Annotated in this window: 12 protein-coding genes; 7 read left to right on the forward strand and 5 right to left on the reverse strand. The window is 55.5% G+C overall.

What is annotated here, in order from left to right; genetic code table 11:
* Positions 1 to 68 precede the first annotated feature (68 nt).
* A complete protein-coding gene (locus DSL70_RS05305; RefSeq protein WP_162916374.1) occupies positions 69 to 1,367 on the reverse strand; it encodes a multidrug effflux MFS transporter in 1,299 nt (432 codons plus the stop codon).
* A 985-nt stretch (positions 1,368 to 2,352) separates the two neighbouring features.
* On the opposite strand from DSL70_RS05305, the gene DSL70_RS05310 reads away from it, so the two are divergent.
* The 3 genes from DSL70_RS05310 (at position 2,353) to DSL70_RS05320 (ending at position 9,098) form a co-directional block, all read left to right on the forward strand.
* On the forward strand, positions 2,353 to 4,032 hold the full coding sequence (locus DSL70_RS05310) for a methyl-accepting chemotaxis protein (RefSeq protein ID WP_162916375.1): 1,680 nt from the start codon (positions 2,353 to 2,355) through the stop codon (positions 4,030 to 4,032).
* A 176-nt stretch (positions 4,033 to 4,208) separates the two neighbouring features.
* Entirely contained in the window at positions 4,209 to 7,139 is a 2,931-nt protein-coding gene (locus tag DSL70_RS05315) for a sensor domain-containing protein (protein ID WP_119306870.1), read from the forward strand.
* 327 nt (positions 7,140 to 7,466) lie between these two features.
* Entirely contained in the window at positions 7,467 to 9,098 is a 1,632-nt protein-coding gene (locus tag DSL70_RS05320; RefSeq protein ID WP_280955341.1) for a methyl-accepting chemotaxis protein, read from the forward strand.
* 160 nt (positions 9,099 to 9,258) lie between these two features.
* On the opposite strand, the gene DSL70_RS05325 is transcribed toward DSL70_RS05320, so the two are convergent.
* The gene (locus tag DSL70_RS05325) at positions 9,259 to 10,620 is read right to left on the reverse strand and encodes an MFS transporter (protein ID WP_162916376.1); all 1,362 of its coding nucleotides are present in this window, start codon (positions 10,618 to 10,620) and stop codon (positions 9,259 to 9,261) included.
* Positions 10,621 to 10,870: 250 nt separating this feature from the next.
* The gene (locus DSL70_RS22710) at positions 10,871 to 10,996 is read right to left on the reverse strand and encodes a hypothetical protein (protein WP_280955334.1); all 126 of its coding nucleotides are present in this window, start codon (positions 10,994 to 10,996) and stop codon (positions 10,871 to 10,873) included.
* A 26-nt stretch (positions 10,997 to 11,022) separates the two neighbouring features.
* Between DSL70_RS22710 and DSL70_RS05330 the strand changes: the two genes are divergently transcribed.
* From DSL70_RS05330 to DSL70_RS05340, 3 genes are all read left to right on the forward strand, one after another.
* Complete coding sequence (locus tag DSL70_RS05330; RefSeq protein ID WP_119306873.1) at positions 11,023 to 11,715, forward strand: SOS response-associated peptidase; 693 nt, start codon at positions 11,023 to 11,025, stop codon at positions 11,713 to 11,715.
* Positions 11,716 to 11,911: 196 nt separating this feature from the next.
* The gene (locus tag DSL70_RS05335; RefSeq protein WP_119306874.1) at positions 11,912 to 12,406 is read left to right on the forward strand and encodes a DUF992 domain-containing protein; all 495 of its coding nucleotides are present in this window, start codon (positions 11,912 to 11,914) and stop codon (positions 12,404 to 12,406) included.
* 145 nt (positions 12,407 to 12,551) lie between these two features.
* Entirely contained in the window at positions 12,552 to 12,746 is a 195-nt protein-coding gene (locus tag DSL70_RS05340; protein WP_119306875.1) for a PLDc N-terminal domain-containing protein, read from the forward strand.
* Here DSL70_RS05340 and DSL70_RS05345 read toward each other — a convergent pair.
* Entirely contained in the window at positions 12,684 to 14,405 is a 1,722-nt protein-coding gene (locus DSL70_RS05345) for a CHASE domain-containing protein (RefSeq protein WP_119306876.1), read from the reverse strand. The genes DSL70_RS05340 and DSL70_RS05345 overlap by 63 nt on opposite strands.
* Before the next feature lie 297 nt (positions 14,406 to 14,702).
* On the opposite strand from DSL70_RS05345, the gene DSL70_RS05350 reads away from it, so the two are divergent.
* Entirely contained in the window at positions 14,703 to 14,900 is a 198-nt protein-coding gene (locus tag DSL70_RS05350; protein WP_119306877.1) for a CsbD family protein, read from the forward strand.
* 179 nt (positions 14,901 to 15,079) lie between these two features.
* Here DSL70_RS05350 and DSL70_RS05355 read toward each other — a convergent pair whose 3' ends face one another.
* Positions 15,080 to 15,244 (reverse strand): DUF1328 domain-containing protein, encoded by a 165-nt coding sequence (locus DSL70_RS05355; protein ID WP_119307280.1) that lies wholly within the window; start codon positions 15,242 to 15,244, stop codon positions 15,080 to 15,082.
* Positions 15,245 to 15,299: the final 55 nt, after the last annotated feature.

Raw genomic sequence — 15,299 nt, forward strand, 5'->3', positions numbered from 1 at the left:
GCGGCGCTTGCAAGGCATTTTCCCAGCTCCTTGCCTGCTCTGTCCGCCCGGACGCCAAACGCCACGGCTCAGGCAGAGGCTGCTGCGGCCTTGTCCTTACGCTCACGCCAGCGCTCGGTAAGGATGGTCAGGAGCAGCGTCACCGAACCGCCGACCAGGAAGCTTGACAGCAGCGCCAGAATGGAGCCGTCATAGATCTGGCCCATCACCGTGGCGATGGTCATGGCGATGAGGGTCGAGATGGCTCCGATCCACGCAGAGGCCATGCCCGCCACGCGCCCGACCTCTTCCATGGCAAGCGTGTTCATGTTGCCAAACAGCAGGCCAACGCTGAAGAACATCGGACAGAAGAAGACAAACAGCATCCAGAGCTCCGGCACGAAGCCAAACGGCAAGCTGCAAAGCATTGCCAGCGCCGCAAGAGTGATCATGGCATAGAGCGCCCGGCGGACCAGATAACGCATGCCGAATTTCAGAACCAGACGGCTGTTCGTGAAGGAGGCAAAACCAACCGAAATCGCCAGACCGGCAAAGGCGAAGGGGAAATAGGTGCCAAGCCCGTAGGTGGTCTGGAACAGGTCCTGCGCCGTGCTCAGATAGAGCATGAAAGGCCCCTGCACAAAGCCCGCCGCAACCATGTAGCCGACGCAGCTTGGGGTCGTGAAGATCACCTTCGAGCCATTGAGCAGATTTCTCGGCGTCACCTTGATGCGCCTTGAAACATGCAGGGTCTCGTTCTGGCGGATCGCCAGCCAGATGCCGCCCATCGTGGCAAGCAGAATGAAGGTAAAGAACACCGATCGCCAGCCAGAGACCGCCATGATGACCTGTCCGGAGATCGGCGCCAGAGCGGGCACAAAAATGAACAACCCCATGACGAAGGACATGATGCGGGCCATTTCGCGACCGGCATAGAGATCGCGGATCAGCGCGATCATGACGATGCGCGGTCCGGCGACACCGAAACCTTGAAGGAAGCGGCCCAGCAGCAGCATTTCAAAGCTGGTCGAGAACCAGCTCATCACGTTGCCGATGATGAAGATCACCAGCCCGATGGCCATGCCCTTCTTGCGGCCGATCTGATCGGAGAGCGGGCCATAGATCAACTGGCCAATGGCAAGCCCGGCAAAGAAGATGGTGATGATCTTCTGCAGATCCTGCGGCGAGGAGTGGCCAAACTCGGCCCCGATGACCGAGAATGCGGGCATGATGGAATCCGTGCACAGGGCCGCGAGCGACATCAAGAGTGCCATCAGAATGATGAATTCCACGAAAGGCATGTTGGGCTCGGCAATATGCGTTGCCCGGGCACCTCGCGCCTGATTGTCAGCGGCCCCTGCAAAATGCAGACCGTTCTGTTTTGTCATTACGGGGTTCCTCAGAATCCCCCGGATGCCCAAACGGCACGAGGGAATCAAGTTCAAATATGGATTGCCATGAAATGCGCAGCAAATTGCCGCCACGAAAATCAGAAGAAGAAGTATTACCGCGATCAATATATACCGAAGTTCGATCGGAGCAGTCAGTCTTATCATCGGCAACACGACAAGGCCAGCCTAAATCGCATGCACTTTGTCCAAACCATGGTCCAGTGCGAACGCCCCGGAAAAGCCACTCAAAACACCATACCCAAAAGACCGCCGATCACGATTTGTTTGGCAGGCGCTGCCGAAATTCTCGCTGCCAGCCAGGGTCAATGGCGCTAAAATACTTCACGGATAACCGGAACGGACTGCCCACGACAGTGCTCCTCCCGGCTTTTCCACCTGCTACCTCCGATGAGAACGCAACCATTCCGTCACAGACTGGTCGCTTTGCGCTTGTTTTCCAGCATCGAACAACAACGCCCCGGGCCATCGGCTTCACACGGCAACCATGTAATATTTGATGCAAAAAACACAATCTTGCATGGCAGCCATCGCAAAAGCGCAACTCTTATGGTGTCAAATTTCACTATCCAGTCAGTAAAATTGATGAGTTACACAAGGTAAAGTTACCAATTTAAAAATTCACATAAAAATCATGTTATTAATTGTCAGCTTTATCAACACTCTTCAAGATAATCTATATATATTCAATAAAATATATTTGTTTGTATCTTAATAGATAATTTTACCCTCCTAAATTTCGAGAAATATTTTTCTATAACTTCAATGAATACTGATATTTTTCATTTTTTTAACTTATTTAGTTAAAACTACCAACAACTCTTGCGAGTTTTCTTCTCCTGAACACCCATCCCTTCCCGACACTACAATCGCAATGGGAGCCCCTGTCATGCTGTCATCCATATTGTCTCTATTACCCCATTGGGCACGCGGCCTGAGTGCCAAAATATATTCTATTGTATTTTTGGCAGTCCTTGGAATTGGAGCCCTCACCCTGCAGGCCAGCCTTGTCAGCAAAGTCGACCTCAAGAAATCCAAGGCCGAAGAGCTGCACCATCTGGTAGAAACCGCGCTTTCGTCCATCACTGCCCTGCAAAATGATGTCCAGGCGGGACAGCTTACGGAAAGCGAAGCCAAGGAAACCGCCATGAGCCTTCTGGCCAAGTTGCGATACAATGGCGAGGATTACTTCTGGATCAACAGCATGGGCCATCGCATGCTGATGCATGGCACCGACCCCTCGACCATCGGCAAGGACTTTACCGAAGCCAAAGACCCGGATGGACTGTTGTATTTTCAGGAATTCGTCAAGGTTGGCCGTCAGCCGGGTGGTGGCGTTGTCGAATATTCATGGCCCCATCCGGGCAGCACAAAGCCAGCTCCCAAGCTGTCTTACGTTCAGGCCTACGAGCCCTGGGGCTGGATTGTCGGCACTGGCACCTATATTGACGATCTGGATGCCCTGTTCTGGGAAAACCTCAAAGATCTGCTCGCCAGTGCAGCAACCGTTTTCCTGATCATTGCACTGGTCTCGTTTATACTGGCCACGTCTCTTACGCGCCCGATCCACCGGATTGTCAGATCGATGCTGCAACTGGCAGAGGGCAATCTTGATATCGAAGTCAACCTCAGCGACCGGCAAGACGAGATCGGCAACATGAACCGGGCCTTGCTGATTTTCCGGGACAACGCCAGAGAGCGGAAGGCTCTCGAACAGCAGCAGGCCCAGCGGGATGCCGAAGCGGAAGCCGAGAAATGCCGCATGGTTGGTGAAATGGCCGATGCCTTTGACAAGCAGGTCGGCTCGGTCATCGCCCAGGTGCAACAGGCAGCTCAGCAGCTAGGGTCGGAATCCAATGGCCTTGCTCACCGTTCCATCGAGAATAACGAGCGACTGCAGGCGGTTCAGTCTGCCATGGAAGAAGCCAGCACCAATGTCGAGGCCGTCGCCAGCGCATCGGAAGAGATGTCGGTCTCCATCTGCGAAATTTCCAATCAGGTCACCGAAAGTGGTAAGGTTTCGCAAAATGCCGTTGATGAAGTGAAGCGGGCAAGCAATGTGATTTCCACCCTCTCCAACGCTTCGCTTGCCATTGGCAAGATTGTTGGCCTCATTCAGGATATCGCCGCCCAGACCAACCTGTTGGCGCTCAATGCCACCATCGAGGCCGCCCGGGCTGGCGAGGCAGGCAAGGGCTTTGCCGTGGTGGCTGCCGAGGTGAAAGACCTTGCAGCCCAGACCGGCAAGGCCACGGAGGAGATTTCCGGCCAGATTTCCGCTATCCAGCACAACATCGGTAACGCCGTTGAGGCCGTAAGTGAAGTGGAACTCACCATTCACCAGATGACCGCCATTTCCGGCACGATTGCAGCCGCTGTGGAACAGCAGGGCGTGGCCGCTGGCGAGATCAGTGAAAACATCGTTCACGCAGCAACGGGAACCCGGGAAATTGCCAACAACACCAACGTCATGAGCGACCTAGTCAAGTCGAACTCGGAAAGCGCCGAGACCATGTCGGACAACACCAACAGGCTCAGAGAGCAGATTGAGGTTCTGGCCGATCAGGTCGACATCTTCCTGACAACCATTCGGCAACAGAGCAAGCCGAAATCCGCAGAAGGGGAAGCTAGACTTGCGGGTTAATCTTGCCCGTCAGAGAATTGACCGGATTGCAAACCCGATAATCTTCAACTGCGCCTAGTAAGGCGCAGTTTTTTTGTCCATACCTGAAGACAAAATTTGTACTGTTCCTTTTATACTTATTTCAAACTTTTCTGAGATAGTTCAAAGCCAATCACGATAGATGGCACTCTAAGTCCATGGCCCTGCACCGTGCTCATTTGTCAGATCCGGAAACGGCGGCCAGAACCAAGCCAGCCGAAATCGAGGTGGCAATGAAAGACCTTGTGAAGAGAAACCAGTTTGTTGCCCTCGTCGCGGGCCTCATTGTTCTGGCCTTGATGGATGAAGTGGTTCTCCTCTTTTTCATCGCCCCCGAAGCCCGGTTACAAGCTGAAGCCTTTTTCAAGCTGTTTTCCCAGTTTCTTCTGCTGTTGTCCATTGCCTTGGGCTTTCTGCTCTATATTGGCTACAGGAGCAGAAAAAAGCAGGCACAAATTCTGCAAAAGGAGCGTGACAGGTCTCGTCAGCTAGCCGCCCGGCTGGCATCGCACAAGCTGGGGATTGATGCCCACGCAATCGTTTCCATCGCCGACAAGAAGGGCCGGATCACTTACACGAACAGCAAGTTTCGCGAAGTGTCGGGCTACAGCGAGGAAGAGTTGCTTGGCAAGAACCACCGGATCCTGAATTCGGGTGTGCATGATCGCGCCTTTTTCGAAGAGATGTACAAGACCGTCTGGAAAGGTGAAAGCTGGACCGGAGAAATCTGCAACAAGGCCAAGAACGGCTCGCTCTACTGGATCACGACCACCATTGTTCCGATCATGGATACGGCAGGCAAGTTGGAAGAGACCATTTCGATCCGCACAGACATCACCGACATCAAGAAGAAGGAATCCGAACTCAAGAGCTATAGCCGGCTTCTGAAAACAACCTTCGAGAACTTCCCTGGCGGAATCTGTGTATTTGATGCGGAACAACGCCTGCTGTTGGCCAACAAGTCCTTTTACGACCTGATGGAATTAACCCCTGCCCAGTTTCCGGTTGGCAAGATCTACACGGATGTTCTCAGAGAGAAATTAAAATCAGGAACGATCAAGTTTGTTGGGGAAGCCTTGTCTATTGACGGAACGCCCGAGTCGTTTGCTCTGGATAAAAAATTCAAGTTCACCAAGAAGCTGCCAACCGGGCGTGATATCGAGATCGAAAGCTGGCCACTTGAAGATGGAAGCATCGTCGCCGCCTACTATGATGTCACCGAACACAAGGCCATGCTGGAGAACCTCTGCCGCAGAAACAAGGAAGCAGAGGCTTCTGCCGCCCAATTGCTGGCGGCACAGCAGGCTCAGGAACAGGCCCACAAGCGACTGATCGACTCCATCAACTCCATGCGCGGCGGGTTCGCGCTGTGGGACAAGGATGCGAGGTTGGTCACGGCAAACGAAGCCTACCGGAACTATCACAAGGAACTGGCCCATCTCATCCGCCCGGGCATGTCAGTGCGCGAGTTTCTGGAAGCCGGACATGAAATCGGCTTCTGGACCTGGAAGCAGGAGCTACCGGACAACTGGCTCGACATCTTTGTCGAGCGCTTCAAGACAGCAAACCAGTTTGAAGCGACCTTCGAGACCATCGAGGGGCGTCACCTGGTTCTCTACAGCAACAGACTTCCCAATGGCGACATTACTTCCAATTTCATAGATGTCACCGAGGAGCGTTTGCGTGAAGCCGAGCTGGTGCGCGCCCGCGATGCCCTCAGCCACATCGCCTATTTCGACGCCCTGACGGCACTGCCGAACCGGGCTCATGGTCAGCAGGATCTGGAAGCCCTGTTCAACAACAAGCAACCGAACTCACGCTTTGCCATCATCCAGATCGACCTCGACAAGTTCAAACGGGTCAACGACACGCTTGGTCACATATCGGGCGACCATCTGCTCAAGGAAATTGGATCCCGTCTGGCGTTTCTGGCTTCCAAGGTCCCGAGCTTCCAGCCCTATCGCTGGGGTGGTGACGAGTTTGTCGCCATTGTCAATGATGTCACCAGCACCGAGCTTGAAAGCCTCTGTCAGGAGCTGACCGACCTTATCGCCATTCCGGTTCCATACGAAAATTCTACCCTCTGGCCGACGGTCAGCCTTGGCGTTGCAATCTATCCGGACGATGCATCCGATCTGGCTTCGCTGATGATGTATGCTGATCTGGCGCTCTACAAGACCAAAGAAATGGGCCGTGACGGATATCAGTTCTTCTCATCGGAGATGAAGGAGCGGCTCGACAGCGAAGCCTCTATCGAGGCAGACGTACGCCATGCCCTGAAGATGGACGAGTTCGAGCTGCATTTCCAGCCGCAGATCAGCACCATTGACGAGAGCATCACTGGCATCGAGGCACTGGTACGCTGGAACCACCCCGAGCGCGGCCAGCTTCCTCCCGGTCTGTTCATGGATGTTGTCGAAGCCAATGGCATGGCCTCTGCCCTCGGCAAGACCATCTTCGAGAAGGCCATGTGGTCGGCCCGGCAATGGATCGATGAGGGCCTCTCCTTCGGGCGCCTGTCGGTGAACCTCTCCCCGGCCCACCTGCAACGGCAGACGCTGGTTGACGACTTCCTGCAGAGCATGGAGAAATACAAGATCAATCCGGATCTGCTGGCGGTGGAATTGCTTGAGGGCATCCTTCTCGATGACCAGTATACCAACATCAACGAACTGTTCGAAACGCTGTCAGCACGCGGCATTCATGTGGAACTCGACGATTTCGGCACCGGTTATGCGTCGCTTTCCCATCTCTCGAGCCTGCCGGTTGATGGCATCAAGATCGATCGTTCATTCGTCAACAACATCGTGGTCAACAAGAAGCAAAAGGCCATCGTAGAGGTCGTCATGTCAATGTCCCGCCTGATGCAGTTGCGCGTGGTCTGCGAAGGCATTGAAACCCATCAGCAGCTCTCCACCGTTTCCCAGATCGCCAACTGCTCGGTTCAGGGCTACCTTGTATCGCGTCCGCTGACTTTTGATGGCATGACCCGCTGGATCAGGGAGAAACGCAACGTTGGCATTCTAACTCCATCAGGGCCCCGTCAGATCCGCAAAAGCCATATGGGGATTGCATCCAGCGGCATGTGATCTGCCAAGCCGCTGCCTGATGCGAAACAATTTTGGACATCAGTTGCAATTTTGAAATCTGACAATCAAAAATAGAATTACTTTGATGCTTAGTGATTTTTACGTAGTAATTTGAGATTTTGTCTTGCTCACTATTTGATACGGGCAGTTTTGCTGCTATTCTTTTTCTTCAATATATTTCCATATTTTGATTTATTAATAAAAAATTAGATGCTTTACCCCGAGGATTACCCTAAATATAACAAATTCGGGACCCTCAAAATGAATATCGCCAAGCTCCCGCTGTCCTGGAAAATAGCAGCACCGACAATCGCAGTATTTCTTTTCATGATTGCCCTTTCGGCGATCAGCCTGACAAATTTGAAAAGCTCGATGCGCGCTGAGCGTATCAACAGCCTGAAAAATATCACCCACACCGCAGAAGCCGTCGCTCAAGCCTTCTTTGCCCTTGAGCAGAGCGGCGAACTGACCCGCGAAGAGGCTCAGGACCGTACCAAGATGGCGCTGGACGCCATGCGCTATGACGGTGGGGCGGGCTATCTGTTCGTCTACAAGTATGATGGCACCAATCTGGTCCTGCCAAACAAGAAGCTGGTGGGCAAGAACCTCATCGACATGAAGGATTCCGATGGCCGCTATCTTGTGCGCAACCTGATCGATATCGCCAAAAAGGGCGGTGGCGAGTATGCTTACAACTGGCCAAAGCCGGGCAGCGACAAGGCCTTCGAAAAATTGAGCTGGGCGGAATCCATCCCCGAGTGGGACTGGATGATCGGCACTGGCGTCTATATTGATGACATGGATGCGGCATTCTACAGCCAGGCGGCCTTTGCCGGGCTCGCAACCCTGCTGTCGCTGCTGCTGGCTGGCACGATCTCCTTCTTCGTCATTCGCTCGATCAACAGGCCGATCACCGGCCTCGTCGCCAACATGCGCTCGCTGGCTGACGGCGATTCCAGTATCACGGTGGCCGATCAGAACCGCTCTGACGAAATCGGCGCCATGGCCAAGGCAATGCAGGTTTTTGTCGACAACGAGAACAACCGCAAGGCCCTCATGAGCCAGCACGAGAAGAACCAGAAGGAAGCCCTGACCAGAGGCGAGAATGTCCAGGCACTCTGCCGGGCCTTTGATCAGGAAGTGGCACGGATGCTGGCAACCGTTGGCGATGCAGCCAAGGGCCTGCAGGATGCTTCGCAGATGATGAGCTCCGATGCCCAGAGCACCTCGGCCCAGAGTGAACAGGTCTCCAGCGCTTCCGCTCAGGCGTCCAGCAACGTTGAAGCAGTTGCCTCTGCCGCCGAAGAACTGGCAGCATCAGTCAGCGAAGTGGCCCGGCAGGTCCAGACCTCCAACGACATGGCGCACAAGGCTTCGTCCGAAGCTACCAGCACCAACCAGCGTGTGGAACGTCTTTCCCAGGCGGCCAAGCAGATTTCTGAAGTGGTCACCCTCATTCAGGCGATTGCCGAGCAGACCAATCTGCTTGCTCTCAACGCAACCATAGAGGCCGCACGCGCTGGCGAAGCTGGCAAGGGGTTTGCCGTGGTTGCCGCCGAGGTCAAGGAACTGGCCAACCAGACCAGCAAGGCAACCGAAGAAATCGACAAGCAGATCTCTGAAATCCAGCATGAGACGGATCTGGCGGTAAATGCCATTTCCGAGATTTCCCAGACCATTGAAAACCTCAGCACGATTTCCAGCCAGATTGCCACGGCTGTGGATCAGCAGCGGCTGGCAACCGAGGAAATCGCAACAAACGTTACTCAGGCCTCCCGCGTGACCAACGAAGTCTCCATGAGCATCGGCAATGTGACCCAGACGGCAGAGAAGACCCGCGAGACATCCTCGATGGTCAGCGATTCATCCCTGAAGCTGCAGCAGGAAGCCGAGCATCTCAAGAGCCGCGTCAACAGCTTCCTTGATGACGTACGCAACGAAAGCATTGCGGCAGCCTGACGACACCCCCGTCCCCCGACCTGCCTTTGACATTCCGTCACAAGACTGGTCTCCAAAAGCAAAAGGCCCGGGCAGCAATGCTCCGGGCCTTTTGTTGTTGAGCCTTATGACAGGGGCGCCTTGCCTGAGGCAGGGCCCAATCACCAATCCTCATGTCTGGTTATGGTTTGCCTTCAGAGCGGGTGGCCTCGCCTGGATCAGGTTTTCCAGGGGCATTGCTACTGGCCTCTTCAGGCTCGGCCTGCGGCTCTTCAGAGGGCTCCCAAGATTCGGGAACGACCACGAACCGGTCTTCCTCACTGAACATTTCCGGCGCAACCACACCGGCAACCGCAGCGGTCGCGGCAAGGTCGAAGTCTTCCTTCTGGGCTTCGTGAACCGGGTCCTTCTGGCGAATACGCAAAACCAGATAGGCCGACAGAACCGCCAGCAGAACGGTGGGGAACAGGAACAGGGCGTCCGGCCCGAAATACTGCATCAGCACGGAAGTGACGGTCGGGCCGATGGTCGAGCCGATGCCATAGGCAACGAGCAGGCCAGCAGCCATGCGCACATAGCCGTTTTCCTTGGCATTGTCATAGCCGTGCGCTGCCGCCAGCGAGTAGGCAGGCTGGGTCAGCGCCCCAATCAGCGCACCGACCGCCAGAAAGGCGTAGAATGGCAGATCGTGAAGCAACGTGATGGAGATGGAGGCCAGCCCGCCCAGAATGCTGATGACCAACAGGACGACGCGGCGGTCCATTCGGTCGGAAAAGCGCCCGATCGGCCATTGGCTGATGATGCCCCCGAGGCACAGCATGGCGGCAAAGACCGGGGCCTGCTTGAGTGCATCATAGCCCCTCTCCACTGCGTAGATGGGCGCAAAGGTCAGATGCGAGCCAACCACCATGCCGATCAGACAGGCCGAGACGATGGCTGCGGGCGAGGTCTTGAACACCTTGCGCAGATCGAGCCTGACAATAGCGATCGGCGCCGGCTGGGCAGCCTTGGTCATGGCGACCGGCATGACTGCAACGGAGATGATGATGGATGCCACGGCGAACAGATAAAAGCTTTCCGGCCGCGCCAGCGTGGCCATCAACTGCCCAGAGGTGAAGGCCGCATAGTTGACGATAATGTAGGTCGACATCACCAGTCCGCGGTTTGAATTGTCGGCGAACTCGTTCAGCCAGCTCTCGATGATCAGATAGAGACCAGAGACAGAAAAGCCGGTGATGAAACGGAACAGGATCCAGGCGTAGGGATCGGCGACCAGGGGATGCAGCAAGGCCGCCGCAGACATCGAGGACACCATCACCGCAAAGCCGCGAATATGACCGGCCCTGACCACCACATGCGGTGTGATGATGCCGCCCATGACGAAACCTGCAAAATAGCCCGATGCCGCAAAGCCGATGAGCAGGTCACTGAATGCAAAGGCGCGCGAGGCAAGCGGGATCACGGTGCTCTGCAAGCCATGCCCGAGCAGCAGAAGGGTGACGGAAATCAGCAGGGAAGCGATTGGTGCAAATATCTTGGCCATGACAACCATCCTTGAATAGGTCCGCGAGATTTGCTCAGAAGACAAAAGCCGGATCACAGTTTCTTCGACCGACGTCTTCGATCAATGATCCGCATCCTGTCTGACCCTGCCCCGCGATGGAGCGAGCCGGAAAGGCCGGACAGCGAGGTCAGCCATGCGGGAATTCGCCAATGGATGCAAGGGAAAAATGGCTCCGGTGAGAGGGTTTTTCAAGCCATGGCAAAAAGATCACGTGCTCCTTCCGGCCCTATCACCGGTCATCGGCCCAGACAAAGTGGGCATCAAAGGCGCAGACAAAGGGGATTGCGATGCCGATCAAAGTGACGCAAGGTTCTGCCATCATCAAGGCGAGCCCGAGCCGGTGCAACACCGCCATCGGCAAGCATCCGGAAGGACAAGGCAATGTGCGGACGTTTCATACTGAAGGGCTCATGGGCGGATATTCACGAGATGTACAATCTCATCCGGCCGGAAGACCGACAGCGCAACCTGCCTGCCCGTTACAATATCGCTCCGACCAATGATATCCTCTATGTGACCGAGGTCAATGGCGAGCGGCGTCTGCTGGAAGGGCGCTGGTGGCTGGTGCCCCATTGGGCCAGGGGGTTGCAAAGCCGTTACCCGATGTTCAATGCCCGCTCGGAAGAAGCCCATACCAAGCCAGCCTTTCGCGATGCCTACAAGACCGGACGCTGCCTCATTCCGGCAGACGGCTATTATGAGTGGACCACCAGCAAGGCAGACGGCAAGAAGGATCCGCATCTCTTGCATCTGCCCGATTTCGAGCCCTTCGCCTTTGCCGGTCTTTCAAGCTACAACCCAAGGCTTGACCTTTATAGCTGCACCATTCTGACCGCTCCGGCCGTGGACGAAATCCGGATGATCCATTCGCGCATGCCCATCATCCTCAAGCCTTCGGTATTTGACAGTTGGGTCAGCGCCAGCACGTCGGTTGATGCAGCGCGTCTGCTGCTGGAAGAGCATCGTGACCGGGAACTGATTTCCTATCCGGTCGACCGTGCAGTGGGCAACAGCAGCGCCTCCGGCCCCGATCTGATCAAACCGGCGGACACTCATCCCAAAACATTGTTCTGACAACAGCTTCTGCTTTCTTCTCAATGGCTTGAGCCAAGGTTTCCAGATGAGATCAGCCGTAAGCGCTCACCCGGTGCGGAACAAAACAGGCAAGTCTTACGTTGATCTGTCGAACAGGGATGCAAGTCGGGCTCGTTATGGGCGGACTTCCAGACCTTGATACATTGTTTTTGACAAAGACCTGGAGATTGACCCCATGACCCGATTGTTCAAGTATCTTTTTCTTGCAGCCCTCCCTGCCCTTACCGTCAGCGCTCCGGTGCGCGCCGAGCCCATCGACAGGGTCGAGATCGGCCAGTTGGATTGCGCCGTAAAAGGAGGAAAGGGCTTCATTTTCAAGTCCACCAAGGACCTGTCCTGCACCTTCAAATCCGCTCAGAGCGGTGTTCCGGATGAGGCCTATTTCGGCGCCATCAACAAGTTCGGTCTGGATATCGGCACCACGGAACATGGCGTGATCTCATGGCTGGTTCTGGCGCCGACCACGGACAAGTATCGCCCCGGGGCATTGGCAGGTGACTATGGTGGCATCAGCGCTGAAGCGACTGTTGGTGCTGGCGTTGGTGGCAACCTTCTGGTCGGCGGTTCCAAGGAAACCATTGCGCTGCAGCCGATCAGCGTGTCCGCCCAGACCGGCCTCAACTTCGCGCTGGCCGTAAGCGAAATCGAGTTGCGGACGTTGGCTGACTGACCCGGGCTGACCCGGCAGCGCCGTCTTGTGACACAGGATGGGCGAGGCCGGGTCCTTTCCCCCGCCCGCATCGCCACGACTATTGAGCAGCATCTCGCGGCACTTTGAATCCAGCACACCTGCACACCTGCATAAGGAGCTTTTCATGTTTACCGGCTATGGCCTGGTGGGCCTCATCATCCTGTTTCTCGACATCTACGCCATCGTCAAGGTGATCGGCAGCCATGAGAGCACAGGCATCAAGCTGTTGTGGATCCTGGGCATAATCATCTTCCCGCTACTTGGCCTGATTGTCTGGTTCCTTGCCGGACCCGGCGGCCGGCACACTGCCCGGCTTTGACTTTGGCTGCCCCTTGGCCTTTGTCACAAGGGGCACTGTGATCTCGACCGTCAGTCCGTTTTCCTCAAAACGGCGATCGATAGAGCCGCGCAATTCGCCCCGGATATTGGCATCGATCAGTCGCGTGCCAAATCCCTTGTGGTCAGGCGCCTTCACCGGCTCCTGACTGCGTTCCTGCCAGACCAGCCTCAGGATGCGATCCTTGCCCTTGAGATCCACCGACCAGCGAACGCTCAGAGCCGTATTGTCGCTTGCAACATCGCTGTATTTCAGGGCGTTGGTTGCCAGTTCGTGGAAGGTGAGCGCGAAAGCCTGAACCGTTGTTTCGTCCAGTTCCACAGTCGGCCCGGAAATCATGCCGCCAAACTGGTCTTCCCCCAAAACCTGCCCCAGTTCCTTTGCCAACAGATCGGACAGGTCCGCCCGCTGCCAATGAGAGCGCGTCAGGGCATCCTGCGCGTTGGCCATCGCCTGAAGACGAGCGGTGAAGCTTTCGGAGAAATCCGCAAGGGTATCGGAATGGCGGGCGGTCTGACGAGCCATGGCCAGAATCCGGGCGATGGAATTCTTGATCCGGTGTTTCATCTCCTGCAACAGCAGGTCCTTTTCCGTCAGGTTCTTTTCCGACAACTCCTGCATTGTTCTGGCGGTTCTCACCGCCTTCAGCTGCGAATGGGTGATCCATGCCAGCATGGTGGCAAGCAGCAGAAACACCGCAATCGACACATAGGGCGCCACATCCTCAAGATCGAGGGCCTGTTTCGGCTGGACGCGGATGTCGAGCACCCATTGCCGTCCGGCGACTGCGATAACCCGCGTCACGCGATCACCATACTTGTCGACATCGTCATAGAGCGCAGACTTGAACAGCGGATGGCTCTTGTCATCAAGGTCATGCGCCTGCAGGGCCACAGGCAATTGTGGCTTCTCGGCCAGCGCCGTCATGAACAGATCACCAGCCCGGAAGGGCGCATAGATTACCCCCCTTACCGGTTTACGGTCGACCGAGGGCTGCTCGAGGGCCTCAAAGGCTCCCTCGGCTTTTCTGGCTTCACTGCGTTCATAGCGTGAATAGACAAGAAAACCGGCCTGTTTGATCGCCGTGATTTCCTGCACCAGCTCGACAGGCCCGGAGGCCACCATCTCCCCGGTTTCATACGCCTTGCGGATAGCGGAGCGTCGGACCGGTTCGGAATACATGTCATAGCCGATGGCCGCCAGATTGCGATCGTCCATTGGCTCCAGCAGGGCGATGGCCGCCCTCTCGCCCCGGTCAGTCTCCGGCCAGACCTTCGCCCCGTCGCCATAGTCATAGGCCAGCACGGCATTCATCGCGGCATCATCGTCCGGATTGAAGGCCTCGGCAAAGCCGATCCCCTGCAGCCCCGGATAGTTTTCTTCCAACCGAAAGCCTGAAATGATCTTGGCAAACTGTTGGTGCTGGATGCGCGTCGGCGAGGCCTTGAAGAAGGCATTGGTTGCTCTCAATAGTGCAAAATGCTGGGACAGACGCAGGGATACCCGGTCAACCAACTGACCGGCGACATCCTCGGCCCGGCTCTCGTGAGCCCGCTCGGCGCCGTTATACAGCATCAGGGAAACCCCGGTTCCGATGATCATGACCGTGGAGAAGACGATGGGGGCAATCAGTCTGTGCATGGGCGTTCCGTCACTGAGGGCTTCCCGCCACAATCTTCTGGCGAGCCGGGCGAGTATAGAAAAAGTCAAAACAAATTGGCATCCCAAAAAGAAGTCATCCCCGAAAACCGCTGAGGGCGAAACAAAAGATGCTTAATTGCGAAATAACAGGAAAAGAATTACTGCCCATTTGTGGCGTCTTTTTGCTTTCAGATCTTCTACCCTGCCCAAAATTTCTGGAACATTCACAAGGCTGGACCGTTGATAGTATGAGGACGCAATGAAGTCCTTTTGTTCAACGAACTAAGGAGGAACGTTATGAATTGGAACCAGATCGAAGGCAACTGGGAGCAGTTCAAAGGCAAGCTGCAGGCCGAATGGGGACGTCTGACCGATGACGACATCGACGTGATTGCGGGCAACCGCAAACAGCTCGCAGGCAAACTGCAAGAGCTTTATGGCAAGCGCGAAGAGGAAGCGGAACGTGAAATCGAGAACTGGATCGCGCGACACTGACGGGTGCCCACCCCGTCTGACGGAACGAAGGCAGAGCCGGACCTGGCTCTGCCTTTTTGTTTGCCGCATTCGTTTTCGGTCCTGTCAGCGTCTCTCTGAACCAGGCAGTGCCAAGGCAGAAAAAAGCGGCTCTGATGATCCATCAGAGCCGCTTTTCCGTGAGATGCAGGTCTATCACCCTATCGTCCTCGAACGAGATGCATGAGCAGGGAGAGAACGAGGAACGCCAGAAACAGGAAGAACAGAATCTGCGCAATTCCGGCTGAAGCCCCCGCAATACCACCAAACCCAAGTACACCAGCGATGATTGCTACAATAAAAAATACCACTGCGTAATAAAGCATGTCATTTCTCCTTTGCACTACATCTCTTAAACGATCAATACTAGGAGTTTGTTCC

The sequence above is a fragment of the Cohaesibacter haloalkalitolerans genome, from assembly GCF_003574655.1.
GTDB classification, from domain to species: Bacteria; Pseudomonadota; Alphaproteobacteria; order Rhizobiales; family Cohaesibacteraceae; genus Cohaesibacter; species Cohaesibacter haloalkalitolerans.